Consider the following 25389-nt stretch of genomic DNA (forward strand, 5'->3'; position numbering starts at 1 on the left):
CCGGAAAACACCGTACGCACAAGATCGTCCACACCGAGCACAACTTAGCGTGACGTTACGGCACCTTCGGTCACCACCGAATGTGCGACAGAGCCACTGACTGGACACACCCACGTGCCCCCTGAGGGGCACCTTGGACCTCTGTCTTTCACGCCCGGGGGGCGTCTCCGAAGTCCGGAATCGCCAGCCGCTCGCCACCTTTGAGGGCGGACTGGTGCGCGATGATGCCGGGCAAGGTGTAGCGTGCCGCGACCCAGGCATTGACCGGGGGCAGGGTGCCGGTGGCGACCCCCTGTACGAAGTCGTCAGCGAGGAAATGGTGACTGCCCTCGTGGCCGTTGGAGACGTGGGTGAACTCTTCAGGCAGCCGGGAGCGGTCGTGCACCGGCGCCGAGCCCGAGGTGAAGGCGTCTCTGAGGGCGGGGGAAACGTGCTGGAGCGAGGGGTCATCGGGGGGCAGGGTCGGTTTGGGTTGAAGGTAGTCGGTGACGTCGGTGACACCGCTCTTGTCCTGCCACAGGCTCACTGTGGCCAGCTGCTCCAGACTCCCCTCAGTGCCGAAGAACCGGAACCGCGACTCGCGGATGTGCGAGGGGTAGCCGACTCGCCGGAACTCGTTCGTCCGGAAGCATCCTCCGCCCTCGACTTCGAACAGCGCGGTGGCGTTGGAGAAGTCGTTGCCGAACTGGCTGACGGACTTGTCGAACACTCCGTCCCCGCGATCGTCGACGACTCCGATCGCCGACACGCTGATCGCGTGCGTCTGCCAGGCGCCGAGCACGCCGCCGATCGCATGAGTGGGATAGAGCAGCGGCGGGTAGCTGGCGGTCGCCTTCCAGTTGTCCCCGCCGCTGTACCGGTAGGCGTCGTAGAAGCCGAGGTCCATGTCGTGCACGTAGTCGCCTTCTGCGTAGAACAGCCGTCCGAAGCTGCTGGCGGCGATCTGATTGCGGGCGTACACGGTCGCCGGGTTGTAGTGGCTGGTCTCGCCCATCATGTAGATCAGCCCAGTCTCTTGGACGGCCATGATGATGGCTTCGATCTCCTCCTCCGCCACAGCCATGGGCACTGCTGCATACACGTGCTTACCGGCCCGTAGCGCCTGGACGGTCAGCGGCCCATGAGTCCAGCGCTGGGTGAAGATGGCGACCGCGTCGACGTCTGAGCTGAGCATGGCCTCGAAGGACGGCATGGTCCCGGCAAGGTCGTAGTCGGCGACCAGTCGGGCGGCCCGGTCCGGGATCAGGTCGGTGGCCCAGATGTCGCCGACGCCCGGGTGGAGCCGCCATAGCTTGGCGAACTGGCCGGCGAACTGCCCGGCGCCAACGATGCCTAACGAGAAGGTCATGAAAGTTCCTTGTCATGCCGTCAGAGCAATGGTCATGTTTCCTGCCCCGCGGACCCGCGGTCGGTGAGGTGTCAGCAGTGGCTTCAGGCGACCCGCGTGGACTGTCACGACGATAGAAGCCTACAATCCACGAACGCTTCATCTAAGAGAGTGAAAATTTCTTGGATCCTCATGTCCAGCCTTGAACCGCCGAGTCTCACCGGATGGGGTGGCCGACCGGTGGTCATGGGCTCCCCCCACCAGCACGACGACCTGGAGATCAATCTGGTGACCGAGGGCGGCACCATGCTCTACTTGTTCGGTGGCACGCCCGTCGAGATCGGCCCTGGAAGCCTGGCAGTGTTCTGGGCCGCGGTACCGCACCAGCTGGTGGCGAACTCGGCGACGTCCGTCCACTGGCTCCACGTGCCGTTCACGACCTTCCTGAGCTGGCGACTGCCCGCCACGCTCGTCAGGCGCCTTCTATCCGGTGCACCCCTGGTCTCGGCACCGTCGGCCATCTTGCCCACCGATCCCGTGACCTTTGCCCAGTGGGCCGACGACCTGGCCACCGACCAGCGCGAACGCCATCGGATCGCACTGCTGGAGATCGAAGCCAGGGTCCGCCGGCTCGCTCTGATGAGCATGGGCGAACCAGTGCCCCAGTACACCGGAGGCGAACCGGCGCTACAGCACGTCATCGCCATGGTGCGGCACATCGCCGAACACTTCCGCGAGCCATTGACGAGCGCCGACATCGCCGGCGCCGCGCACCTGCACCCCAACTACGCGATGGCCCAGTTCCGCAAGGTGGTCCGCACAACCATGGTCGAATACCTCACCAAGCACCGCCTTGCGGAGGCCCGCCGACTGCTGATCATCACCGACTTACCGATCAATGACATCGCGTCCACAGTCGGCTTCGGTTCAGTCAGCCGGTTCTACAGCGTGTTCACCTCCGCCTGTGGCACATCACCCGCGAAGTTCCGGCGCGAGTACAGCCGCCACCGTACGGCAGAGTTCTCCTGAAGAGAGGTGGCCTCCCACGTGACCAGCAGGAGGACGACCGGCCAGATCCAGAACGCCTCCCGCTTGTCCGTCGGCTCCCCGTCCCGGCGTGGCATCGGTCAGACCGGCAGTCCATGTCACGGCGGGACGCAGAGCGGCGCGGATGCTGCTTGCCGGGCTATCAAGGTGGTTGAGCCACTCCGGCCGTCCCCGCGGCGCTCCCGCAGCAGCGTCTCCGCGTGCCAGAGCCTGACCACCGGCTCCTCGGGCACGTCGAGCGCCCGCAGCCCGGCGTACGATGGTCGGCCCTCCCATCCATCAGGACCACGCCGCACCGTCAGCCGACCAGCAGCGTGGCGATCGCCGGACCGAAGGCGGCACCGAGCAGGTAGGCCAGGTTGAACAGGCCCATCGCCGCTGGTCGCGCCGCTGCTGGCACGGCCGCGCCGGCGCGCGTGGCGAACGCTCCCTGTCCGGAGGCGGCCGCGACCGAGGTGAGTCCTTGAGCGACGAGCAGGGCGAGAGAAGCCGCACCCAAGGCGGCGCCGGCTGGCAGCGCCGTGGCGGCCACCAGGCCCGCCAGTGCGACGCCTGCCGCGGCCAGCGCGGGGAAAAGCGTGGCCAGGACGCCGAACGGCACTCTCGCGGTCAGCGCGATCACTCCGTAGGAGGCGAGCCCGCCGAACAGCAGCGGCCAAGTGATCGCCACTCCGACCTGGGGGCCGGTCCAGCCGGCCACCTCCGCGAGCAGAGGCGGCAGGGCGTACATCATCCCGAAGTTCGCCACGGCCAGCAGGAAAGCCGCTCCGGCCGCGACCGGGAAGACCGGGGACCGCAGCACCACGGTCGGCACGAACCCGTCCGGCCGCTTCCGTACCCACAGCGCCAGCGCCACTCCGGCGGCCAACGCGACGGCGCCCGCCGCCTGCCAGGCGTACGGGACCAACACCAGCGCGGTGACCAGCGCCATCAGCAGCATCGCGCCGGGCAGGTCGAGCCGGGCGGCAGGCAGCGGCGTGTCCGGCCGCCGGCGTAGCACGGCCGGCACGGCGAGCACGCTGAGTACCGGCAGTGCGAGCGCGGCCCGCCAGTCCAGCACGCTCGCGGCCAGGTCGCCGGCCAGCGGCGCGGTGGAGCCGACCGTTGCCAGCGACGCGGTGACGAGGCCCATCGTCCGGGCCGAGGCGGCGAGGCTCATCGCGATCGTGGTCAGTCCCGCGGTGCCGAAGCCCTGAAGCGCGCTCCCCGCCACCAGCAGCGGCAGCAGCGGCGCTGTCACGACGAGGACCGTGCCGAGCAGTACCAGCGCGGCGCAGGCCGCCAGGGCGGTGCGGGTGCCGCGCCGGCTCTGCAGGCCCGCCATCAGAGGGGTGCCGACCGCGATCGCCCAGCCGAAGGCGGTGACGATCCACGTCATCGCGGCGGTCGTCAGGCTCAGGTCGCGGGCGGCGTCCGGCAGGACCAGTGCCGGCCCGGCGATGCCGAAGGACATCGGTCCTGCCAGCAGTGCCAGCCACCCGCTGGGCACGCGCCCACTCCTGCGCCGCTGCGCCTCCTCGCCACGGGCGCGGGTGGTGAGCCCGTCCCCTGAAGGGCCGCCGCTCACCTCTGCATTGCCTCCCGCAGTGAGTGTCACCTCCGCACGGGCTGCGTGCGGACCGCGCGCCCCCGCTGCGGAGGCCTCGCCATGACGCGCTGCTCGACCGCCGGCACCGGGCGGGAAGTCACGCCTCATCGGGCGCCCGCTTCGATGAGGGTCGGGTAGTCCGTGTAGCCGTGGTGGTCGCCGCCGTAGAAGGTGGCGGGGTCGGCGTCCGCGTACGGCCCGCCCGCCGCGATCCGGGCCGGCAGGTCGGGGTTGGCCAGCCACAGCCTGCCGTAGGCGACGGCGTCGGCGAGGCCTGAGCGCAGCGCCTCGATCCCGTCCTGCGGGGTGGCCGGGTCGTCGCTGTCCGTGGGGTGCGGGTTGAGGATCAGCGTGCCGGGCCACTCGGCGCGCAGCAGCTTGGTGACGCCGCGTGTGCCGTTCTCCGACACGTGCAGGTACGCCAGCCCCAGCGGCGTAAGGGCGCGGGCCAGCTCGGTGTAGAGCGTCTCGGTGTCGCTCTCGGCCATGCCGTTGTAGGTGATGCCGGGCGAGATCCTGATGCCCGTGCGAGTCGGTCCGATCGTGTCGCTGACCGCCATGGCCACCTCCGTGGCGAACCTGACGCGCCGCTCCACCGTGCCGCCGTAGGCGTCGGTGCGCCGGTTGGTGTTGTCCGACAGGAACTGGTGGATCAGATAGCCGCTGGCCCCGTGCAACTCCACTCCGTCGAACCCGGCGTCGATCGCGTACCTGGCCGCGGTCGCGAAGTCGTCGACGGCGCGGGCGATGTCGGCCATGGTCATCTCGCGGGGCGTGGGGTGGTCGAGCAATCCATCGGGGGTGTACAGCCGCTCTCCCGAGGCGATGGCCGATGGAGCCCCCGGCAGCTCCCCACCGGGATAGAGGACGGGGTGACCGATGCGTCCGGAGTGCATCAGCTGGACGAAGACGCGGCCGCCACGCCGATGCACCTCCTCGGTGACGCGCCGCCAGGCTGCCGCCTGTTCCGGCGTGTGCAGGCCCGGGGTGTCGATGTAGCCCTGCCCGAGCACGCACGGCTGGGTGCCCTCGGTGATGATCAGCCCTGCGGCGGCGCGCTGGCCGTAGTACTCCGCGGTCAGCTCGGTGACCAGCCCGCCCCGGGCCCGGCTGCGCGTCATCGGCGCCATCACCAGGCGGTTGGGCAAGGTCAGCTTGCCCATGGTCATGGGCTCGAGAAAATCGTCCACGACGGTCTCCCTCCGTCTTGTTCGGTGTTTGCGCTGATCCGACGGTATGAGCGGGCGATTACGGGCCGAATCGGTAAGGTTTCCGTAGTTGCCTACGGAGGTTGGGGCGTACGTACATACGGACGGAGGCGCCGGTGCTGTACGGCAGGGCGAGCGAGCAGGCGGCGATCCGGGAGTTGATCGACGCGGTGCGCGCCGGCCGCAGCGGAAGCCTGGTCCTGCGTGGCGAGCCCGGCGTAGGCAAGTCGGCGCTGCTGGCGTGGGCCTGCCGGGAAGCCGAGGCAGGCGCCCCGCTCCGGACGCTGCGCGTCACCGGCATGGAGGCTGAGGCCGACCTGGCGTTCGCCGGGCTCGTCCAGCTGGTGTGGCCGGTGCAGGAACGCATCGCGGCGCTGCCCGCCCCGCAGGCCGCCACGCTGCGCGCGGTGCTCGGCGAGGAAGGGACGGTCGGTCGCGACAGGTTCCTGTCGGGGCTGGCCGTGCTCACCCTGCTGGCGGAGGTCGCCGAGGACGGCCCGCTGCTCTGCCTGGTCGACGACGCGCAATGGCTGGACCGGGCGAGCGCCGACGCGCTGCTGTTCGCGGCCCGGCGGTTGACCGCCGAAGGGGTCGCGATGCTGTTCGCCACGCGTGAGGAGGGCTTTGCCGCGACCGGGCTGCCGGAGCTGCGGCTGTCACGGCTGTCGCCGCAGGACTCGGCGCTGGTTCTGGAGGAGCGCGGGCTCACGCCGGTCTTTCGCGACGAGGTGATCGCCGATTCGGCGGGCAACCCGCTGGCGCTGATCGAATTCGCCGCCGCGCGACGCCGCCACCCGTCCGCCACCGGACCCATGCCGGTGCCCGACCGGCTCCTCGCGTCGTTCCGCTCCCGCATCGGGCAGCTGCCGCAGCGGACCCGCCTGATGATGCTGACGGCGGCGGCCGAGGGACGCGGGCACCTGCCGACGCTGGTGGGCGCCGCGGCTGCGCTCGGCGTCGGGGTGGAGGACCTGGCGGAGGCCGAGAAGGCGGGGCTGGTCGACATCACGGGCAACGTCATCGCCTTCCGTCACCCCCTCATCGCCACCGCCGCCTACCAGGGCGCACCCCTGGCACGCCGGGTCGCCGTCCACAAGGCGCTGGCGGAGGCGGCCATCGACGAGGGCGCACGCGCCCGGCATCTGGCCGCCGCCACCACCTCCCCCGACGAGGACGTCGCCGCGCAGATCGCGCGCGCCGCCGAGCGTGCCCGCGCCCGCATCACGTACGCGTCCGCGGCGCGCCTGTACGAGCAGGCGGCGGGCCTGACCCCCGACTCCCGCATTCGGGCGGCACGGTTGGGAGAGGCGGCGTCGCTTGCCCTGTCGGCCGGGCAGGCGGCGCAGGCCGCCGCCCTGGCCGACGAGGCCGAGCGCCTGGTGGACGACGGCGAGTCGCTGGCGCGGCTGGCTCCAGTGCGCGCCGTGGTGGAGTTCGAGCTGGGCGAGCGGCGGCTGGCGGCCCGCGTGCTGGTGGAGCGGTCGGCGCACGCTGACCCGGACTCCGTCGTGACGATGCTGCGCACCGCCGCCGGGTACGGATGGTTCAGCGGTGACCGGGAGTCCATCCGGGAAGCGGCGGCGCGCCTGCGCGCACTGGGCAGGGACGACCCGATGGTGCTGGGTCTGGCGCATCTGGTGGAGGAGGACTACGCACGAGGGCTGCCGCTGCTGGCGGACTTCGTGGCGGGCGCGCCGCGCGCCGTGCCGGACGTCCTGAGCGGTCCCCGACCTGCGGGGCCGGAACAGGCGGACGACTCCGTCGCCGACGACATCACCATGTCGTGGGCCTGCTTCTGCGCCATGATCCTCGGCGAGGACGCGGTCGCCGCCGAGCTGGCCGAGGCACAGGTGGCGCGGTGCCGCCGACATGGGCTGGTGGGAGCGCTGCCGCAGGTGCTGCAGGACCTGGCCGGGGTGCAGGTGCTGACCGGACGGCACCGCGACGCCGAGGCGTCCGTGGCGGAGGCCGCACGCATCGTCCGCGACACCGGGCTGGAGCAGCGGCTGCCGCGGCTGAATGCTGTGCTGGCCAAGGTGGCCGCCATCCAGGGGGACGAGGAGCGCTGCGTACGCCTCGCGGCCGTTGAGCCCGACACCGGCGGCATGGCCGGCATCGCCGCGCTCAGCCTGCTCGACCTGGGTCTCGGCCGGTATGAAGCCGCGCTGCACCGGCTGGAGACCGCCACGCGGGGACCGCTGCGCCACGCAGGTGGCCTCGTCGCGGCCGGGGTGGACCAGGTGGAGGCCGCGGTGCGGCTGGGCGAGCCGGACCGGGCCGCCGAGCCGCTGCGCCGGCTGGAGGAGTGGGCGCGGGCGGGCGATCAGGCGTGGGCGCAGGCGCTGGCTGCGCACGGCCGGGCGCTGCTGACCAACGACGAGGGCGACTACCTGCGCGCGCTCGCCGCGCACGAGGGCGTGGACCGCCCGTTCGAGCAGGCGCGGACCGAGCTGCTGTACGGGGAATGGCTGCGGCGCGCCCGGCGGCGCAGCGACGCGCGCGTCCCGTTGCGCTCGGCCCTCAAGACCTTCGAGCGGCTGCGCGCCCAACCCTGGGTGGAACGTGCGCGCGCCGAGCTGGCGGCGACCGGAGAGTCACCTGTGCCGGCCGAACCCACGGCCGCCAACCCACTGGACCGGCTCACCTCACAGGAACTCCTCGTCATCCGGCTGGCCGCGGACGGCGGCACCAGCCGGGAGATCGCCGCACAGCTGTTCCTCAGCCCGCGCACCGTGGAGCACCACCTCTACCGAGCGTTCCGCAAGCTCGGCATCCGCTCCCGCCGCGAGCTGGCCCACCTCGACCTGGCCTCCTCATGACTGCCGAGGATGCGGCGGCCGCCTCGGCCGTGCGTGAGCGCCGATGCAGGGCGCCATGGAGGCGCTGCTGGACGGCGACTGGGAGCTGGTGGGAAACAAGACGGGGCGACTCGTCCGGGGTTCGGCCTGATGCTGAGGTTCTTCGAGCAGGAGGGCCGGTTCCCGTGGCACGTGGGTGAGCTGCTCAAGGCTGCGGTGGACTACGTGGGGTCCCGGTAGCAATGAAGAAATTTCCAACGAAGCAAGATCTGATGACCAGGTCCGGGCGTATTCGGCGTTCGAGGAGCTGCCGTCGCTGTCGGATCTGGAGAAGTTCTTGTTCCTGGACGCGTTCGATCGGGACGTGATCGCGAAGTCACGCCAGGACTCGCACCGGTTGGGGCTAGCGGTCCAGATCGGGACAGTCCGGTACAAAGGCCTGTTCCTGACCGATCCGCTCGCGGTGCCGTGGCCTGTGGTGGACTACCTGGCTGAGCCCCCGCTGGCCGGCCTCGATGGCGTGCTGAGGTCATGGCCACAGTGGCCAGTTCTCACGCGACCCCGGCGCCGTAGGGTGCCTTTTGACGCTTTTGGTCCCCATCCGCGCGGGAGCGCGGATGGGGATGGTCAGGCCTGCAGGTAGTGCAGGACGGCAAGTACCCGGCGGTGGTCGTTGTCCGACGGGGACAGGCCGAGCTTGGTGAAGATCTGCGTCACGTGCTTCTCCACCGAGCCGTACGACATCAAAGCCCTCGGCTACCCGGGCAGCTTCAGCCTTCTCTACCGCTACATCACCCAAGGCCGAGTCGAGGCCGACCGGCTACCCATCTCCCCGCGCCGCTTGGCCCGACTCCTGCTCGCTCACCCTGACAAGCTCAAAGAGGAGCACCGGAGCCTGCTGGACGACCTCACCGCTGCCTGTCCCGAGATGATCGACCTCGCCGGACTCGTCCGCACCTTCGCCGACCTGCTCCGGCCCTGCGAGGGCAACGCCGAGCGTCTCGATGCGTGGATCGCCACCGCCCGCGCCGCCGATCTCCCTCACGCGCACGCCTTCATTCGGGGCCTTGACCAGGATCGCGACGCCGTCCGCGCGGCCATCACCTGCCTTTCCATAACGGCGGCACCGAAGGGGTGAACACCAAGTCCAAACGCATCATGCGCCAGATGCACGGTCGAGCCGGCGTCACGCTACTCCGTCACCGCATCCTGTTGGCCTAACGCTCCGTTGCCACCGACAGGAAGACAGAGCCGTTATCTAGACAGACCCAGCCACCTTCCCGTGATCGCCCACTATGGTGCTTCTGTGATATTGCCTGCGGACAGCCACGTGCACAGCGAGTGGTCCTGGGATGCGCCGAAAGCCTCGATGGAGCTCGCCTGCGCGCGGGCGGTGGAGCTGGGGCTCCCGGCGATCGCCTTCACCGAGCACCTTGACCACACGTCGTTGAACATCGGTTCTGCGGATGATGCCCATCTGCTGTCGCTGAGCTCGCCGGAGGGAGTGTTGAGCCCTCCGGCGTTCGACGTGGACGGGTATCTGGACTCGATCGAGCGGTGCCGCGAGCGCTTCCCCGGGCTACGGATCCTGAGTGGGCTGGAGGTCGGGGAGCCGCACTGGCACGCGGAGGCCGTGGCGAAGGTACTCGCGGCCGGGCGGTTCGACCGGATCCTGGGCTCTGTGCACTGCCTGCCCGACGGCGACGGGTTCGCGGAACCGTGGGCGCTGTACGACCACCGGGTTGCGGCCGAGGTCATCCGGGAGTACCTGGCCGAGGTTGCCGGACTGGTGGCGGGGAGCGATGCGTTCTCCGTGCTTGCCCACATCGACTACCCAGTGCGGTTCTGGCCTACGCAGGCTGTGCCTTTCGATCCGCTGGCCTTCGAGGAGGAGTTCCGGCATGCGTTGCGGGCGACCGCCTCGTCAGGGCGGGCCCTGGAGATCAACACAAGGTTGCCGTTGTCACCGGTGATCCTGCGGTGGTGGCACGAGGAGGGCGGGTCGGCGGTCAGCTTCGGCAGCGACGCCCACGATCCATCCCTTGTCGCTCACAGGTTCCGAGAGGCGGCAGACATGGCAGAGGCGCACGGATTCCGCCCCGGGCAGGACCCGTACGACTTCTGGGCGCGTGTGGACTGACGGAACCTCCCACCAAGATCGGAGCCGAGGGCGGAATCCGACAACTCACGCTGAACACCGACACGAGCACTGACAACAACACGCGAACACCGACAACGTCATCGGCAACCGACACTCATGACCCAGCAGTGTCACCATGTCCAACAAGGTCAAGATCAAAGGAAGAACCCAGGTATGGCTGCCGCCATACGAGGGGCCAGGCCCCAAGATCAGGGGCGTGGGCGGGGGTGGTCGAGTGGCGTGGGTGACCGTGCTCGGCCCTGCCCAGGCGCAGATCGACTACCGGCTGAGCGAGGGCCCCGGCTGCGATCAGGTGACCTACCGGCTGGCCGACAGCGACGCCGCGCCGTCCGACGCCGAAATGGAAAAGGGGCGCGGCTGCCGCGCTGTTCCGGCAGGCGCGGGAGGAATCCCGTCGCGCACTGGAGGAGTTGCGGGAGGTGGCCTGGCGGATTTACCCGGTGGCCTTGGACGACGGCGGGCTGCCGGCGGCGCTGGAGTCGCTCGTCGAACGCTCCAGCGTGCCGATCGATCTGGACTACGACGTTCCGATGCGGCTGGGCCCGGCCCAGGAGACGGTCGCCTACTTCGTGGTCTGCGAGGCGGTGACGAACGCGCTGAAACACAGCCGGGCTCAACGGGTTGAGGTCGAGGTCCGCCAAGCCGCCGGCATGGTGCGCGTACGTGTCAGCGATGACGGCGTCGGCGGCGCCCGCCTCGGCGGGCGCGGCCTGTCCGGGTTGGCCCGCCGGGTGGCCGCCTACGACGGCCGCTTCGACCTCGACAGCCCAGCCGGGGGCCGACGACGCTGCGGGTGGAGCTGCCATGCGCATAGTCCTGGCCGAAGACAGCACGCTGCTGCGTGAAGGTCTGACCCGGCTGCTGAGCGAGGAGGGCCACCAGGTTGTGGCGGCCGTCGGCGACGGGGAAGGGCTGGTGGCCGCGTGTGATGAGCATCGGTCGGAAGTGGTCATCGCCGATGTGCGCATGCCGCCGACCTTTACCAGCGAGGGCCTGCGGGCCGCGCTCGCCGTGCGGCGCCGGCACCCTGGGATCGGCGTGCTGGTGTTGTCGCAGTACGTCGACACGCGCTACGCCGCCCAGCTCGTCGACGGTGGCGTACGCGGGGTCGGCTATCTGCTCAAGGACCGGGTGGTCGAGGTCGGCGACTTCCTGGAGGCGCGGGAGCGGGCAGTCAAGCCGCCCGCTCCCGCAACCATGAAAGGGGAACGGACTTCGCCCGTGCAGTCACCCCAGCCGAATGCCCCCGAGGAACATCTCACCGACGCGGACGTCTTTACCGCAGCCGCCGGGTGAGGCGTCGGTCACCCCGGCATGACGGCCCTTCGCCGGAGACCCAGCAGAAAGTCGTGAGACGACCCACTGACGGGCAGATACGGGCACTGCACTACCTTGGGTTTCAGTCCCGGGGCCGTCGTCGCTGCCAGGTGCCCGCTTCCTCGTTCATGGCCGTCGAGACAGCACGATCCCGTATCGCCTATCGGCTCCCCAGCCCGCACTCCCATGGGCCTGACCGGGGCCCTTCGGTTGTCGTTGAGCTCAACCCAGCGTTGCCGAGCGCGCTTCATGCGCCAGGAGGCGCTGATGTGCTTCCTTCGCCGCTGCGGCGAAGATCAGGTTAAGCGCGGCGCGGTTGCGGCCGTGGGTGACCAGGCCATGGCAGTTGCGGCACAGGGCCGGCATCGTGGAAGGGTGGTCGCGGGCTCCGCGGGCGAATGCGGCAGCGGGGTCCCGTCGGTGTGGTGGACCTCCAGCAGCGCTTCGCCTCGGCCAGCCGTCTCCCCCTTCGGATCCTGTTTCGCCTTCCTCCTCGACCTACGGTGTCCGCCTCAGTGACCCATCTCACCCATCTTGCTTTCCGGACTGTGGTCCGTATAATCGGACCACAGTCCACTTAAGGAGCGCACACATGATGAAGAAGGTCTTCGTGGCCGTGTCGGCCGCGATACTGGCGGCGATCGCGACGGGATCGGCCGTCTCGGCCGCCGCCCAGGACCCGGTTACCTACCACAGCGACCACGAGAAGGGCTCCCCGTGCGAGGGCCTGGCGGGTTGCACCTACGTCCAGCTCAAGGGCGACCCGAAGAAGGGGCCGTCCGAGGCCAGGTTCACCCTCAAGGCCGGCACGCCGTTCTCACCCCACTGGCACAGCAGCCCCGAGCACGTGGTGGGCGTGAAGGGCACGATGCTCTGGCACGTCCAGGGACACAAGCAGACCTACCAGGTCGGCGCGGGCGACTTCCTCTACTACCCGGGCAAGGCCGTCCACTGGGGCCGCTGCGCGCCCGGCGCCGACTGCGTCTACTACGTCTTCGACGAACTGCCCTACGACTTCCACGAGGCCACCCGCTAGGCGGTCTTCCGCACCAGGCCGAGGAAGTGGGCGGTCATCGGGTGGGGGCGGTCGCGGTTCCACACCACGGCGACCTCCCACTCCGCGCCCGGGTGATCGATCGGGGTGACGACGACCGGCCGCGGCGCGACGCGGGCCGCACCCGCGGGCACGAACGCCGCCCCGACCCCGGCGGCCACCAGCGCCAGCACGGTCAGCAGATCCTGCAGGTTCTGGCGAGACGGCCTACGTGTGCGGTGCCCGCGCCTCCGAAGTCTGCGGCCTGTACGTGGAGGACCTCGACCTGCGCCTGGACGACGAACACGTCCGCATCCACGGCAAGGGCGACAGCGTACGCATCGTGCTGCTGGACGACCGCGGCTACGTCGCCCTGCTCAAGCTCTACCTGGCCCGCGGGGCCGGCTACACCGCCGGGCCGCTGTTCCGCGCCTCCGTCAACGGCCGCGGCGGGTCCTTGTCCTACGACGCCGCCCACCACCGCTGGCAGAGCAACTGCGCCGCCGCACGCGTGGAGATCGACATCCACCAGCTGTGCCACGCCCATGCCGCCGAGCTCATCAACGCCGGTGTCTCCATCGGGGCTGTCCGCCGCCGCCTCGGCCACGCCTCTCGGGCAACGGCCGCTTTCCGGCGCCGGCTCACAGCCCAGGGCTGGATTGTCGAGCCGGCCGGCCGCGGCGGTGCCGACGTGGTCGCCTCCCGCGAAACCCAGCAGCTGATCGGCGAGGTCAAGGGCCACACCGGTGATCCAGGCACCGACCTGGACACCGCCTACGGCCAACTCTTACGCCGCATGAGCCATGGCGGCCCGCAGATCCGCCACGCGTTGACAGTGCCCTTCGCCATCTGCCGACACGCTGAACGCGTCCCCGCCTCCATCCGGCAGGTCCTGCCATCGACCTGTACGTCGTGGACGACAACGGCCAGGTCGCCGAAAGTCGCTCCCCGGTCCTCGGCTCCCGCAACCCGTCGCCGAGTAAACCCGCACCAGGCGAAGGATCATGGCCAGCACGGCAAAGATCGGCTATCCCCTCGCGGAACAGCCGCGACGGCGCCGCGTTCTCCACGGCGATGCCGGGCAGCTTGGCGTCTGCCGTCGCCGCCGTCAGGAGGAGCCTGCCGTCCTGATGCAGCGGCGGATGAAATCGCGAACGCCCCGGTATGTTGCTGTTATCCCCATCCGCACCATCCGTCACTCTCACAAAAGCCTCCACACGGGAAGCAACGGCAGTAAGGCAGTAATGATCGACAAGAGTTGTGCAAACTCCTCAGCCCGCCATCTGGCTCTTACCGCGCTGGCGACGGCCGTGGCCCTCTGTGGCATCCCGGGGCCGGCGGCATCCGCCGCCGTGCGCACCGCCATCCCAACGGCGCTGCACGGCGGCACGGGCCTGCCCGATCCGGGAACCGACCCCGTCTTCTCCTCCGATGGGGAGCTGAGCAGGAAGGAGACCTATACCTACCGGCCGTCCAAACCGGGCGACCACGCCTTGCCGTCCGGCACGTTCCTGCTGTCCTACGACGTGTCCCAAGCCTCGCAGCACCCCTTGAAGGCGCAGCTTGTCAAGGCGCGGACGGAGCTCGCCCGCAGCACCGGCATCGCGCTCTACCTCACCGGCGGAACCGCGCTCAACGACGCCGACCTGAGGGCGGTGCAGACGGTCGGCAACGCCGAGAGCGCGGGCGGGCTCGGGCTGACCAACCTGAACCGACTGCACATCTACAACCTGCGATCCCTCCAGGGTGGCACAGAGTGCACACCGGGCTCCGGACTGGCCTGCGCCGGGCAGATCGCACGCGGCGGGCGCTCACCGTACCTGTGGTACAACGGGTGGTGGGGGTCGTGGGTCAGGCACCTGGTGCTGGACGATCTGCAGGACGTCAAGCCCGGCTCCTTCAGCAATCACAACTTCGCCTCAGTCAGCTTGAAGGCGGCCCGCACCGTCGGGGCGATGGCGTTCGGACACGGGCCTTACGCCAAACTGAGCGTGCTCTATCTGCCCAGCGTCACGGAGATCGGCGCGAACGCGTTCCGCCGCAACCAGTACCTGACGAAGGTCAATCTCCCGCGGGTGCGCACCATCGACGACTTCGCGTTCGACGACGCTTCCCGCCTGCGCTACTTCAACGCCCCCGAACTGGAGTCGATCGGCAGGAACGGACTGAACGACAGCCACGTGTTGGAAGCGGTCAACCTGCCCAAGCTCCGCTACATGGGCATCAACTGCTTCGATCTCAACGGTGACGCCGCCGCCGGCACAGGCGTCAAGGTGCTGCGGCTGCCAAGTCTGCAGACGCTGGACAAGAACGCCATCGTCCACCTCGCCTCCCTCAAGGAGCTGTACGCGCCCGCACTGACGACCGCCTGGCATGACTCGATCTCCGGCAACGCGAGCCTCGAATCGGTCTACGCACCGAGCCTGAGCAAGCTCGGTCCGCGCGTCTTCGCGCAGACTCCCCGCCTGCGAGCGCTGTACCTCGGACAGAAGCCACCCGCCCAGGACGCCGCCGCGTTCACAGGAGCCGACCCGGCGAAGCTGACCATCTACTACACCGGCGACACCTCCGCCTGGGCGAGCTTCGTGCCGGCGGGCAATCCCACGATCAAGCTGGTCAAACGGAATCCGGAAACGGCACCTTCCGCCACCCCGTCGGCCGGCCCCCTGCCGTCCCAGACTTCCGCGCCACATCCGCCGGCCACGGCATCCCCGTCGCCTACGTCAACACCGGCGCCTGCCGCACTGCCCACAGGCGTCACGCGGTCGTTCCGATCGCTCGACACTCCTCCCCTGTTCATCCAGGCGTCCGGCGGCTTCGCCCGGCTGGCCGCCATCCGCGAGGACGACCCGGCCGCAGCCCGGCAGCGCGCCGGTTTGCGCATCGTGCCGGGCCTCGCCGACCCCAAGGGATACTCATTCGTCGGCCCCGACGGCCGCTACCTACGCCACAAGAACTTCCGGCTCCGTTTCGACCTCAGGGATGGCAGCTCCTTGTTCAACAAGGACGCCACCTTCTACGCCCGTCCCGGCTCGACCGGCACATCGGTGACTCTGGAGTCGTTCAACTACCCGAACCGGGTCGTCCTCCAGCGCAACCGTCAGCTATGGCTCCTTTCCCGGCAGGCGACCGCCGCCTTCCGCGCCGCAAGCTCCTTCCAGCCGGTCCCGCCTCTCCGCTGAACCTGTGACGGGTCGACGGGCAGCGTATGATCTGGGCGCGCTGCCCGTCGACGTTCCTCTTCCTGGCGTTGGCGCTCGCCTCGGCGGCCGCGGCTGCGTGGGGCACCACCGTCGTGGTTCTCGGACTGGCCGCACGGCTGTGGGTCGCACTGGCGGCGCTCGTCCTCGGCGGTGCTCTCACGTACGGCCGTCGGCACTCCGAGCTCGCGCCGTGGAGCCTCCCGCGAGAACGCGGGGAGTGCGGTCCTTCCAGGGCATGGCCTGTTCCAGGTGGGCGGCGACCTGGAACAGCAGGTCCTCGCGGCCGTAACCGGCGATGATCTGTACGCCGATGGGCAGCCCGTCGTCGCCGGTCCCCAGGGGCAGGCTGATCGCGGGCTGGCCGGTGATGTTGAACAGCACCGTGAACGGGCCGTACTCGGCCAGTGACTCCAGCCAGCTGGTCAGGGTGTGCTCGGGGTCGTTGTAGCGCAGGGTGCCGTGCGGGGCCGGGAGGCGGCCCAGTGCCGGGGTGATGAGCAGGTCGTAGCCGGTGAAGAACGCGCTCACCGAGCGGGTCACCCGGTTCTGCGCGTTGAGCGCGGCCAGCAGGTCCAGCGCGCTGTACTCCTTGGTCGCCTGCAGGAACCGCCTGGAGACGGCCTCCATCATGGCCGGATCGGGTTCCCGAGGAGCCAGCAGCAGCATCGAAAAGAGCGCGACCGCTTCGAGCACCCAGGTCCGCATGACCGCGTCCCAGTCGACGGGCGGGCCGGCCTCGCAGACGGCGTGCCCGGCCTGCTCCAGCACGCGGCCGGCCTGGACCGCCGCCGCGGCCACCTGCTCGTCGACCGCCGTCCCCGACCAGGCCTTGGTGGTCACCGCCACCCGCAGCGGGCCGGGCTCGGTCCCGAGCTCGTCGGCATAGCGGCGGCGCGGGGGCGGCGCGGTGTACTTGTCGCCGATCCCGGGCCCGTGGACGGCGTCCAGGAGGTGGGCGGCGTCGCGGACCGTCCGCGTCAGCGCGAACTCGTACGCCATGCCGAGCATCGGCTCACAGGCCAGGCCGGACAGCGGGGGCTGCGGGGACGTGGCCGGGCACGCCCTGGCCATGAGCCGCTATGAGGTGCTGGCGCCGCACCTGCACGACAGGGTGCCGCTGGCGCGGCTGGCGGCCGCCCATGGTGAAGACGGACCCTGCTACCGAACCTTGCGCAATGGCTGGCCGGCTCGCGACTACTGGACTCGCTCGAACGGTGCCGGAGTTCTGCCCGTCCAGCGGTGCAGCTGGGCGAGGCCGGTCTGCTTGGTCACGCCGTCCTCCACGCCCGTGCCCTGCTGGGCGACGTAGTAGCGGCCGTCCTCCAGCGATGCCAGGCCGTACTGGCCGCTGAACTCCCACCCCCACACGTCCGTCGCGGCATCGTGCAGACCGCGCCGCAGGAGGGAGAGCGTCAATGGTTATCTTGGGTTCTTGACCTCTTCTCGCAGGTCAGAGCGAAATGATCTTTTAGGCACGTCAGGCACGTTGGCTGGCATTGAGGGCATGTTGCATCGATGGCGGAACCGATGTCGGCGCGGGGGGCTGACTTAGTCAGCGAGTGCGTCGGCGGCGGGCGAGGCCGTGCTCGGCGGTGATGCGAGCGTAGGCCTCTTCACCGGGGCGGATCCCGTGGCCGAGGCTGGCCAGAGCTGGCAGCGGGACTTGGGCTGGAGCTCGCAGGCGGTGCGGCTGGCGGCGGCGGTCACCGCAGCTGGTGCAGCGCTGCCAGCCCAAACGCCGGGTCGGGGGCGACCCGGACGAGGAGCGGCAGCCCCGGGCCTGGCGCAGCCGGACGAGGTCGTCGAGGGTCGGCCGCGCCACGATCGATGACGTGGAGATCCGGCTGGCGGCGCTGATCTGCACGTGCGATCTCGCCGGGCTCAACGCCATGCTGAGCCACATCATCAGCGCGTGCCAGCCGGGTGACCGCAACCGCTGCAAGCCGGGCTCAATCCCTGCGCAAGGCGCCGCCCTTAGCGTCGTAGCGTGTTCAAACGACTGATTCTCGGCGCCGCTCTCACTGCGGCTGCGACACTGACGCTCGCCTCCGCCGGCCCCGCCTTCGCCGCTTCCGCCTCGGCCGGGACGCCCGCGCCCGGCACGGTGGCGAACAAGCTGTTCCGCGCCTGGCTGGCCGCCGACCGCACGGGCGCCGCGAAGGTGGCCACTCCCGCTGCGGTCAAGACGATCTTCACGTATGTCTACCGGGCGCCCGATCGCTTCGACGGCTGCTCCAGCAACGTGTGCCGGTTCGTGCATACAAGTGTGCGCGTGCCCGGCGGGCTTGACGGCATCGCGATGGTGGTCACCGGCTCGAAGGTCAGCAAGGTCTACCTGTCGCGGCGCATCACCGAGCCGCCTGTCGTGGCCAAGCATCTCTTCGCGGCCTGGAAGCGGGGCGACGAGTACGGTGGCCTCGAGGTCGCCTCCTCCGCCACGGTGCAGAAGCTGTTCAAGGTCAAGTACGACCCGCGCGGCGTCACCCACTTCTTCCAGGGCTGCAGCAAGGAGCCGCAGGGCTACTCGTGCGCCTACTCCTATGAGGGCGGTGCGATGCTGATGCACGTACGCGGCTCCAGGAACACCGGCTACGAGGTTCGCTCGATCTCCTACCTGGCCGACTGAGGGGAGAACAGAGTCAGGGGCCTGCCAGGGCGACTTCAGGTGGCCATACGCGATCGAAGACCCGCCCGGACTGGTTCGACGATAGGCGTTCAATGCCGCGATCTGGCGGTTGGCCTCTGCCTGGGTACGCCGCGTCAACCGGACCGGCGCGGGATGTGATCGTCGTTCAGGAGGAGTGGACTCATGCCCCTGCGGTCCTATGGTGTGCTGGCCGGGCGGGCGGTCGACCGGCGTCGCGAAGGGGGCGCGGACACCCGGCCGAGAGTGATCGGCGTGGTTCGGCGGGCGGGCAGTCAAGGAGTTGGCTGGGCGCCGGTACACCGGTGGTGCCTCGGACATGGTGGATGTCGTTCAGCGGTGCGGCGCGCCGATCCGCCGCGCGTGGAACACCCGGTCGAGGAGAGCGTCGTCAACGCGGAGCCGGCCTTCGATCTTCAGCCGGCGACGGAGGTCATGGCTCGCCGAGCGGGTGTGCGGAGATCGGCTCGCCGCTGGAGGCAGGCAGGATCCCGGTGTGCTGGAGGTGGGTGCGGGCGGCGGCGATGGCCTGCGGAGTGGTGGCGAAGACGTGCCCGGCTTGATCGAGGCGGGCGATGACGCCCAGGGCGTGCAGGGGCTGGTGGTGGCCGTCGCGGATGCCGGAGATGTAGATGGTGATGCCGCGTCGTTGCAGCCGCTCGATCGCGTCGGCCAGGACCAGGGCGCCGCTGGCGTCAATGGTGGTGACGCGGGACATGCGCAGGATGATCAACGAGACGTCCGCGACCTTGGACAGCTGCAGCAGGAAGCGGTGGGCGGCCGCGAAGAACAGCGGCCCGTCGAGGCGGTAGGCGACAATGTGCTCGGCCAGCAGGGCGTGCTCTTCATCTGTGTGATCACGGGGCAGGTCCGGGCGCAGCGGCATGGCCTCCAGACGGACATTGCGGGCGATCGCGCGCAGCGCCAGCACGCCGGCCACGAGCAGGCCGAGGATGACGGCCTGGACCAGGTCGAGCGCGAGGGTGGCCAGGGCGGTGAGTACCAGCACGACGGCGTCGCCGCGGGTGGAGCGGAGCATGGCCGCCACCGAGCCGACCTCGACCATGCGGATCGCGGTGGCCAGCAGCACTCCTGCGAGCGCGGCCAGCGGGATCTTGGCGACCAGGCCGGCGGCGGTGAACACGATCAGGCCGAGTATGGCGGCGTGCGTCAGCGCGGCCAGTTTCGAGTGGGCGCCGGAGCGGACGTTGACCGCGGTGCGGGCGATCGCGCCGGTGGCCGGGACGCCGCCGAGCAGCGGCGCGATCAGGTTGGCCAGGCCCTGGCCGAACAGCTCCCGGTCCGGGTCGTGCTGGTGGTTGACGCTCATGCCGTCGGCGACCGCGGCCGAGAGCAGCGATTCCAGGGCGGCCAGCGCGGCGACCGCCACAGCGGGCGCGATCAGCGAGCCCAGCGTGGCCAGGTCGAGGAAGGACAGTGAAGGGGCGGGCAGCCCGGACGGCAGTTGCCCGATGCGGGCCACCTCCAGGCCGGTCAACTCAGCGGCGACGGTGGCGGCGGCCACGGCCAGCAGGGAGAAGGGCACGGTGGGCCGCCAGCGCGCCCCGGCCAGCATCACCCCGGCCACGGCGGCGGCGATCAGCAACGCCCACCCGTTCGGGTGGGCGGCGAAGTCGAGCACCGCCTGCCAGGCCACCATGACGACCTTCTCGCCGGGCGGGATCGGGACGCCGAGCGCTGCCGGGACCTGTTGCAGCGCGATCACGCACGCGATGCCGAGGGTGAACCCCTCCACCACCGGGGCCGGCACCAGCGCCATGTACCGGCCCGCGCGAGCCAGCGCCAGCGCGATCAGCAGCAGCCCGGCCAGCACGCCGACGGTCAGGACGCCTGAGGCGCCGTGCTCGTGCATGATCGGCACCAGCACCACCGTCATCGCCCCGGTCGGGCCCGACACCTGCAGGGCCGACCCGCCGAAGAACGCCGCGATCGCGCCCGCGACCACCGCGGTGGCCAGCCCTGCCGCCGCTCCGAGCCCGGAGGAGATGCCGAAGCCGAGCGCCAGCGGCAGCGCCACGATCGCCACGGTCAGCCCGGCCAGCAGGTCACGACGCGGGTGGCCGCCCATCGCGGCGAGGTCGGCGCGGCCGGGCAGCAGCGCGCGCAGGCGGGTCCAGCCCGCTGAGACAGGTGTGCTCACGAGGAGGGGGTCCCGGCCTTGTCGGCAAGCAGCTCGTTGAGCAGCTCGCTCTGTCCGGCCAGCTTCTCGGTCAGCAGCTCGCGGGCGGCTCGCAGCAGGCCGGCCACGCGTCCGCCGGCCAGCGCGTACACCACGGTGGCGCCCTCACGCTGCGCGGTCACCATGCCCGAGCGTCGCAGCACCGCCAGGTGCTGCGACAGCCCGGTCGGTTCCACCTCGATCTCGGCCAGCAGCTCCCGCACCGGTTTCGGACCGTCCTGCAGCAGTTCCAGGACCCGGATGCGCACCGGATGGCCTAGTAGCCGAAACAGCTCGGCCTTGGCCTCATACAGCGGCACGGACATCATGCGCCCTGCCTCCCTTGCGGGTCCTGCACGATGTGCACTCCGTGCGCGCGGGTCAGCCGCCGGGCGTCCTCCCACTCGTCTTCGGGCACCAGGCCCGCATACACGACGTCGTCGTCATGTCGGGCGGCCTGCAGCGCCTGCCAGGCCAAGCGGACTCGCTCCCGGACCGCAGCAGCGAAAGCCGTACTCACGTCACCCCTTCGGGTCGCGACCCGTCCCGAGGGACGCAGTTCCATCAATTACGCATCTTCGCAATTTCAACATTGTACGGCAGTGGCTGGGGCGCGCGTGGCGATGACGAAGAGCACGCGCTTGTGCGGCGAGTTTCACCACCACACCCATCGAATGGTCGGTGAAGGTGCTCACATGCCGGAGCGGGGACAGGCCTGGTGGTGTCGAGCGGTGAGTGCTCTACAGTCGGCCAACGATGAGTGTTCCGACGCCGCAGGAAGAGCTGCCGCCGCTGTTGCCCGACGGGCAAGACGCCCACCTCATCACCGTGGAGGTCATCTCCGGCATGGGCACGGTCAACAGACTTGTAGCCGACGCCGTTCCCGAGCTGGACGAGCCGGTCTGCTACACAGCCTCGCCCAGCCAATGGGGCGCGCCCGAGGGGGCTCGCCCTGAAGTGTGGACACGGGTGGTTATGCGGCGAGCAGCACCTTACCGGTGGTTTGCTGCTCGTAATCGATCGGGCTGAGGTAGCCGAGGGTTGAGTGTCTCCTACGGATGTTGTAGCGGATGATCCACTTGAAGACGGCCAGGCGGGCCTCATACGCCGAGGACCAGCGCTTGGCGCCCTGCAGCGCCCGTCCGGCGATCTCGGCGGCGGCGCTGATCGTGCTCGCCGCCTTCACCGGCCCGGCCCAGGTGGCCATCCGGCAACCGCACAGCAGGCCGGACAATCTCCGGGAGCTGGCCTTCACTCTGCGGGACCACGCACGGCCGGGTGACGCCGTGCTGTACGTCCCCGCCGGGAACTGGATGTGCACGCTGCCCTATCCCGATTGGGTCGCCCGGCTCGACACCTGAAGCCTGAACGGCGACGGGTTCTTCGGCGAGTTGTCGCCCGGGCAATTGCATCGGGCCGCCGGGCGTCTTTCGCGCATCTGGGTGGTGGAGGGCCGGACGAGTTACGGCAACGGCGTGCGGATGCGCGATGACGCCCGGTTCCGGCTGACCGCCCACTGGTCGTTCCGCACCAGGCGCCTGTCCCCGTACGAACGCGTGCCCCCGCACGGGAACAGGTGATGTGGTGTCCGGCCCTGCCCGGCCTGCCCGCTCTGGGCCTGCCTCGGGCGAGGGGTCCTGCCGGCGGGGAGAGCCTGGTCCAGACCCGGACGAGTGACCACAAGCCGATCGGCTACGTGCCGGTCTTGAGCAGCGGGGCGAGCTTCTCCGCGCACGGTGCGTGCCCGATCCGGCCGCACAGCCGCAGGGCCCGGTCTGCGTGGCGTGCCGCGGCCTCGTGGTCGCCGCGGCGCCGTTCCAGCCGGGCCAGTTCGGTCAGCGCGGCCAGCTCCGGCAGCCGGTACGTGTTCTCCGCCGCCACCGCGTACCCCCGCAGCGCGTGACGGAGGGCGCCCTCCGGATCGTCCCGGGCGTCGTGCAGCCGGGCCCGGGCGAGCAGGGCGTAGGACCGATGCCAGGGCAGCCCGGCCGCGCCGATGACTTCGTCGGCCAGGTCCAGGCTGTCCGCGGCCTCCGCCGTCAGACCGAGGGGGATGACGGCATCGGCCAGGGCGACCAGCCCCGCGGCCTCGACCAGCCGGTCACCCTGGCCGCGGCACACGCCGAGTGCACCGAGGGCCTCCTCGCGCGCCTGCTCCCACCTGCCGTTCTCCCAGTGCAGCCGGCTGATCCAGATGCGCGTCGTCGCCGCGCCGTGGCCACCGATCGAGGTGATCAGGGCGGCCGACCGCCGCAGGCACTCCTCGGCCTCGTCGTACCGGCCCTGGTCGAGGAGTACAGCGCCGAGCTGCCGCAGGTCGGCGCCCTCGGCGTAGGGCAGGTCATGGCGGCGGCTCAGCGTGAGGGCCTGCCTGCAGTAACGCTCGGCCAGATCGAGCCTGCCCAGGTGGTGGTGCTGGTAGCCGAGCGCGTTGAGCGCCCTGACCCGCCCGGGCACCGAGCCGAGCTCCTCGAAGAGCCGCGCCGCCTGGACGTTGTCGGCGATCGCGCCGGTGAGGTCGCCCGTCCACGCACGCGCGAAACTCAGCCCCATCGTGGCCGCCGCCTCCCCCTCCCGCTCGCCGCTGTCATGGGCGATGCGCACGGCCTCTTCGAGATGTCCAATGGCCTCGGTACGGCGGCCGGTGCGGAAGAGGCCGTCCCCCATGCCGATGTGCAACATGGCAGCCACGGCGGGCACCTCGTGGGCGGAGGTGACCGCCAGCAGAGCCGGCGCCACCTCCACCCACTCACCGATGTGCCCGGTACGGGCGCAGATGGCGCGAACCAGGTCGGCCAGGCGCCAAGCCTGCGGGCCGGGGTCGCGTTCGATCGCGCGCACCAGTGCGGCCAGCAGATTGAGGACGTCCAGGTCGATGACGCCGGACGTTCCCGCGGGCGGCCGTGAGCCGGGAAGTGTTCCCGCGGGCGGCCGTGAGCCGGGAAGCAGGTACTCGCCGGGTGCGCACCGGGCGGCGATGGCGGCCCCCAGGTCAAGGTAGTGGCCTAACAAGCGGTCCCAGGCCGCGGCGCGCTCGGGGTCGCGCTCGGCCTCGGCCACGGCGTAGAGCCGGACCAGGTCGTGGAAGCGGTACCGGTCGGTGACGTGGTGTTCGAGCAGGTGGGCCGCGGCCAGGGCCCCGAGCGAGGCGCGGGCCGCGGCCGGCGGCAGGCCGGTGACCGCCGCCGCGGCCGCCACGGTCACATCGGGGCCGGGAACGAGCCCGAGCAGGCGGAAGACCCGCTGTTCCGCCGGGGCGAGCGCGCGGTAGGAGGCGGAGAAGGCGACGGTGACGGCGTTGTCCCCGGCACCGTCCAGGGTGAGTCCCGCCAGCGTGTCGCCGGCGGCGAGTTCCGCCGCGACCGCCGTGGTGCCATCGGCGGGCCGGGCGGCGGCGTTCGCGGCGGCGATGCGCAGGGCGAGCGGCAGGCCGCCGCACACCCGCACCAGTGTGCCGCGCGCGTCCGATTCGACCGGTTCACGCGCCGGGCCCAGGACACCGTCCAGCAGTGCCCGGCCGTCCCCTTCGGAGAGCGGGCCGAGCGAGCGCTGCCTGGCACCGGCGCGCACGACCAGTTCGCCCAGCCGGTGCCGGCTGGTCACGATCGCCGCGCCGGTCGGGGGCAGCAACTGCTCGACCTGGGCCGCGGTGCGGGCGTTGTCCAGGACCAGCAGGTACGAGCGGCCGGCCAGGAGCGAGCGGTAGAGGCCGAGCCGGGCCTCCAGGCCGCCCGGCGCCTGGTCGTGGCCGAAGCCGCCCGGCATGCTCCCGGGACCGCAGCCGAGCGAGATCAGCAGGCGGCTCAGAGCCGCCGCCGTGGTCAGCGGCTCGTGCTCCTGGTCATAGCCGCGCAGGTCGATGTAGAGCTGACCGTCGGGGAAGCGGTCCTTGACCTGGTGCGCCCAGTGCACCGCGAGCGCGGTCTTCCCCATGCCCGCCGTACCGCTCACGACGCACACGCCGTCGCCGCCGCCCAGGCACTCCTGCAGCCAAGCCAGCTCCGCGTCGCGGCCGGCGAAACCCCGCACCTCCCTGGGCAGCTCGGCCGGCCGCGCGGCAGCCATGTTCTGATCGAAGGAGCCGGCCTGGCCGGGGGAGTCTGGTTCGTCCTCGCGCAGGAGCCGCTGGTGCAACTGGCGCAGAGGGCCGCCGGGCTCGATACCCAGCTCGGTGACCAGCCGCTGCCTGGTGTCCCGGTACACGGTCAGGGCCTCGGAGCGGCGCTCGCACCGGTGCAGGGCCAGCATGAGCTGTCCCACCAGCCGCTCGCGCAGCGGGTGTTCGGCCACCGCCGTACGCAGCTCGCCAAGCACGCCGGTGTGCCGCCCGCACGCCAGCTCCGCGTCGTACAGCTCCTCCAGGGCGCAGGTCCGCCGGTCCTCGAGCCCGGGGCGCTCCTGGCGGATCAGCTCGGGGCTGGTGCCCGCCAGCGCGGCGCCGCGCCACAGCGCCGTCGCGGTACGCAACCGGGCCGCGGCGCCGGCGTGGCGTCCTTCGGCGGCGTCGGCGCGCGCGGCGAGCCTGTGCCGCTCGAACAGGGACAGGTCCAGCTCGTCCGCGGCCACGTGGGCGCGGTATCCGGCGCCGGCGCGACTGATGCGCTCCCTGCCGATCAGGGTGCGCAGTTCGTGGACGTACACGTGCAGGCGCGCCAGGGCCGTGCGCGGCGCCCGCTCGCCCCACACCAGGTCGATGAGCCGGTCGTCCGGCACCGCACGGTTCGCATGGAGCAGCAGGGCGGCCAGCACGGTCCGCTGCTTGGGCGAACCCAGCGCGATCGGCCCGCCGGGCCCGTTCACGGCGACCGGCCCCAGAAGCGCGAATCGCGCCTCCGAATCCATGCGTTTCCTTCGCGTCGGGGTCTGTGTGAAGTGATGCCACCG

At 70.7% G+C, this 25389-nt stretch carries 23 protein-coding genes and 4 pseudogenes; 14 read left to right on the forward strand and 13 right to left on the reverse strand.

Annotated elements, in window-relative coordinates:
* Positions 1-148: 148 nt before the first annotated feature.
* Positions 149-1348: a Gfo/Idh/MocA family oxidoreductase gene (locus tag AB0H84_RS30945; RefSeq protein ID WP_357611807.1), complete on the reverse strand. Its 1200-nt coding sequence runs from the start codon at positions 1346-1348 to the stop codon at positions 149-151.
* Between the two features lie 225 nt (positions 1349-1573).
* On the opposite strand from AB0H84_RS30945, the gene AB0H84_RS30950 reads away from it, so the two are divergent.
* Positions 1574-2356, forward strand: coding sequence for a helix-turn-helix domain-containing protein (locus AB0H84_RS30950; protein ID WP_357612377.1), 783 nt, complete (start codon positions 1574-1576; stop codon positions 2354-2356).
* 316 nt (positions 2357-2672) lie between these two features.
* Here AB0H84_RS30950 and AB0H84_RS30955 read toward each other — a convergent pair whose 3' ends face one another.
* Complete coding sequence (locus AB0H84_RS30955; RefSeq protein WP_357611810.1) at positions 2673-3941, reverse strand: MFS transporter; 1269 nt, start codon at positions 3939-3941, stop codon at positions 2673-2675.
* A gap of 125 nt (positions 3942-4066) precedes the next feature.
* Complete coding sequence (locus AB0H84_RS30960) at positions 4067-5152, reverse strand: alkene reductase (RefSeq protein WP_357611813.1); 1086 nt, start codon at positions 5150-5152, stop codon at positions 4067-4069.
* Between the two features lie 134 nt (positions 5153-5286).
* Between AB0H84_RS30960 and AB0H84_RS30965 the strand changes: the two genes are divergently transcribed.
* Both AB0H84_RS30965 and AB0H84_RS30970 read left to right on the forward strand, forming a co-directional pair.
* On the forward strand, positions 5287-7989 hold the full coding sequence (locus tag AB0H84_RS30965) for an AAA family ATPase (RefSeq protein WP_357611816.1): 2703 nt from the start codon (positions 5287-5289) through the stop codon (positions 7987-7989).
* Between the two features lie 229 nt (positions 7990-8218).
* On the forward strand, positions 8219-8611 hold the full coding sequence (locus tag AB0H84_RS30970; RefSeq protein WP_357612380.1) for a DUF4158 domain-containing protein: 393 nt from the start codon (positions 8219-8221) through the stop codon (positions 8609-8611).
* Here AB0H84_RS30970 and AB0H84_RS30975 read toward each other — a convergent pair.
* Positions 8596-8712: pseudogene (locus tag AB0H84_RS30975) on the reverse strand (DNA-binding response regulator); the annotation flags it as partial. The gene AB0H84_RS30970 and the pseudogene AB0H84_RS30975 sit on opposite strands and share 16 nt — an antisense overlap.
* Between AB0H84_RS30975 and AB0H84_RS30980 the strand changes: the two are divergent.
* The 4 genes and pseudogenes from AB0H84_RS30980 to AB0H84_RS30995 all read left to right on the forward strand — a co-directional run.
* Positions 8708-9189: pseudogene (locus tag AB0H84_RS30980) on the forward strand (transposase); the annotation flags it as partial. The pseudogenes AB0H84_RS30975 and AB0H84_RS30980 sit on opposite strands and share 5 nt — an antisense overlap.
* Before the next feature lie 109 nt (positions 9190-9298).
* A complete protein-coding gene (locus AB0H84_RS30985; RefSeq protein WP_357612383.1) occupies positions 9299-10108 on the forward strand; it encodes a PHP domain-containing protein in 810 nt (269 codons plus the stop codon).
* Between the two features lie 440 nt (positions 10109-10548).
* Positions 10549-10974 (forward strand): ATP-binding protein, encoded by a 426-nt coding sequence (locus AB0H84_RS30990; protein WP_357611819.1) that lies wholly within the window; start codon positions 10549-10551, stop codon positions 10972-10974.
* Positions 10934-11299: pseudogene (locus AB0H84_RS30995) on the forward strand (response regulator transcription factor); the annotation flags it as partial. The gene AB0H84_RS30990 and the pseudogene AB0H84_RS30995, both read left to right, overlap by 41 nt.
* 369 nt (positions 11300-11668) lie before the next feature.
* Here the strand turns inward: AB0H84_RS30995 and AB0H84_RS31000 are convergent.
* Positions 11669-11812, reverse strand: coding sequence for a hypothetical protein (locus AB0H84_RS31000; RefSeq protein WP_357611822.1), 144 nt, complete (start codon positions 11810-11812; stop codon positions 11669-11671).
* 226 nt (positions 11813-12038) lie between these two features.
* Between AB0H84_RS31000 and AB0H84_RS31005 the strand changes: the two genes are divergently transcribed.
* A complete protein-coding gene (locus AB0H84_RS31005) occupies positions 12039-12482 on the forward strand; it encodes a cupin domain-containing protein (RefSeq protein WP_357611825.1) in 444 nt (147 codons plus the stop codon).
* Here the strand turns inward: AB0H84_RS31005 and AB0H84_RS31010 are convergent.
* A complete protein-coding gene (locus AB0H84_RS31010; RefSeq protein WP_357611827.1) occupies positions 12479-12673 on the reverse strand; it encodes a LysR substrate-binding domain-containing protein in 195 nt (64 codons plus the stop codon). The genes AB0H84_RS31005 and AB0H84_RS31010 overlap by 4 nt on opposite strands.
* Positions 12674-12711: 38 nt before the next feature.
* Between AB0H84_RS31010 and AB0H84_RS31015 the strand changes: the two genes are divergently transcribed.
* Positions 12712-13716 (forward strand): site-specific integrase, encoded by a 1005-nt coding sequence (locus tag AB0H84_RS31015; RefSeq protein ID WP_357611830.1) that lies wholly within the window; start codon positions 12712-12714, stop codon positions 13714-13716.
* Between the two features lie 115 nt (positions 13717-13831).
* Positions 13832-15661, forward strand: a complete 1830-nt coding sequence (locus AB0H84_RS31020; protein WP_357611833.1) for an AbfB domain-containing protein — start codon at positions 13832-13834, stop codon at positions 15659-15661.
* A 177-nt stretch (positions 15662-15838) separates the two neighbouring features.
* On the opposite strand, the gene AB0H84_RS31025 is transcribed toward AB0H84_RS31020, so the two are convergent.
* Entirely contained in the window at positions 15839-16753 is a 915-nt protein-coding gene (locus tag AB0H84_RS31025; protein WP_357611836.1) for an amidase family protein, read from the reverse strand.
* 123 nt (positions 16754-16876) lie between these two features.
* Positions 16877-17098 carry a hypothetical protein gene (locus tag AB0H84_RS31030; protein WP_357611839.1) on the reverse strand — a complete coding sequence of 74 codons (222 nt, stop codon included), beginning with the start codon at positions 17096-17098 and terminating at the stop codon, positions 16877-16879.
* A 416-nt stretch (positions 17099-17514) separates the two neighbouring features.
* Between AB0H84_RS31030 and AB0H84_RS31035 the strand changes: the two genes are divergently transcribed.
* The gene (locus AB0H84_RS31035; RefSeq protein ID WP_357611842.1) at positions 17515-17685 is read left to right on the forward strand and encodes a hypothetical protein; all 171 of its coding nucleotides are present in this window, start codon (positions 17515-17517) and stop codon (positions 17683-17685) included.
* A complete protein-coding gene (locus tag AB0H84_RS31040) occupies positions 17670-18308 on the forward strand; it encodes a hypothetical protein (protein WP_357611845.1) in 639 nt (212 codons plus the stop codon). The genes AB0H84_RS31035 and AB0H84_RS31040 overlap by 16 nt, the downstream gene beginning before the upstream one ends.
* 451 nt (positions 18309-18759) lie before the next feature.
* Here the strand turns inward: AB0H84_RS31040 and AB0H84_RS31045 are convergent, their stop codons facing one another.
* From AB0H84_RS31045 to AB0H84_RS31055, 3 genes are all read right to left on the reverse strand, one after another.
* Positions 18760-20415 (reverse strand): SulP family inorganic anion transporter, encoded by a 1656-nt coding sequence (locus tag AB0H84_RS31045; protein WP_357612386.1) that lies wholly within the window; start codon positions 20413-20415, stop codon positions 18760-18762.
* 68 nt (positions 20416-20483) lie between these two features.
* Entirely contained in the window at positions 20484-20831 is a 348-nt protein-coding gene (locus tag AB0H84_RS31050) for a metalloregulator ArsR/SmtB family transcription factor (protein ID WP_357612389.1), read from the reverse strand.
* Positions 20831-21025, reverse strand: a complete 195-nt coding sequence (locus tag AB0H84_RS31055) for a hypothetical protein (RefSeq protein WP_357611847.1) — start codon at positions 21023-21025, stop codon at positions 20831-20833. The genes AB0H84_RS31050 and AB0H84_RS31055 overlap by 1 nt, the downstream gene beginning before the upstream one ends.
* Positions 21026-21261: 236 nt before the next feature.
* Between AB0H84_RS31055 and AB0H84_RS31060 the strand changes: the two genes are divergently transcribed.
* Complete coding sequence (locus AB0H84_RS31060; RefSeq protein WP_357612401.1) at positions 21262-21534, forward strand: hypothetical protein; 273 nt, start codon at positions 21262-21264, stop codon at positions 21532-21534.
* On the opposite strand, the pseudogene AB0H84_RS31065 reads toward AB0H84_RS31060, so the two are convergent.
* A pseudogene (locus AB0H84_RS31065) lies at positions 21479-21607 on the reverse strand (IS3 family transposase); the annotation flags it as partial. The gene AB0H84_RS31060 and the pseudogene AB0H84_RS31065 sit on opposite strands and share 56 nt — an antisense overlap.
* Here AB0H84_RS31065 and AB0H84_RS31070 point away from each other — a divergent pair.
* Complete coding sequence (locus AB0H84_RS31070) at positions 21576-21866, forward strand: hypothetical protein (protein ID WP_357612404.1); 291 nt, start codon at positions 21576-21578, stop codon at positions 21864-21866. The pseudogene AB0H84_RS31065 and the gene AB0H84_RS31070 sit on opposite strands and share 32 nt — an antisense overlap.
* Positions 21867-22197: 331 nt before the next feature.
* Here the strand turns inward: AB0H84_RS31070 and AB0H84_RS31075 are convergent, their stop codons facing one another.
* A complete protein-coding gene (locus tag AB0H84_RS31075) occupies positions 22198-25347 on the reverse strand; it encodes a BTAD domain-containing putative transcriptional regulator (protein WP_357611850.1) in 3150 nt (1049 codons plus the stop codon).
* Between the last annotated feature and the right edge of the window lie 42 nt (positions 25348-25389).

It is taken from the genome of Nonomuraea sp. NPDC050786 (assembly GCF_040654115.1).
GTDB lineage: Bacteria > Actinomycetota > Actinomycetes > Streptosporangiales > Streptosporangiaceae > Nonomuraea.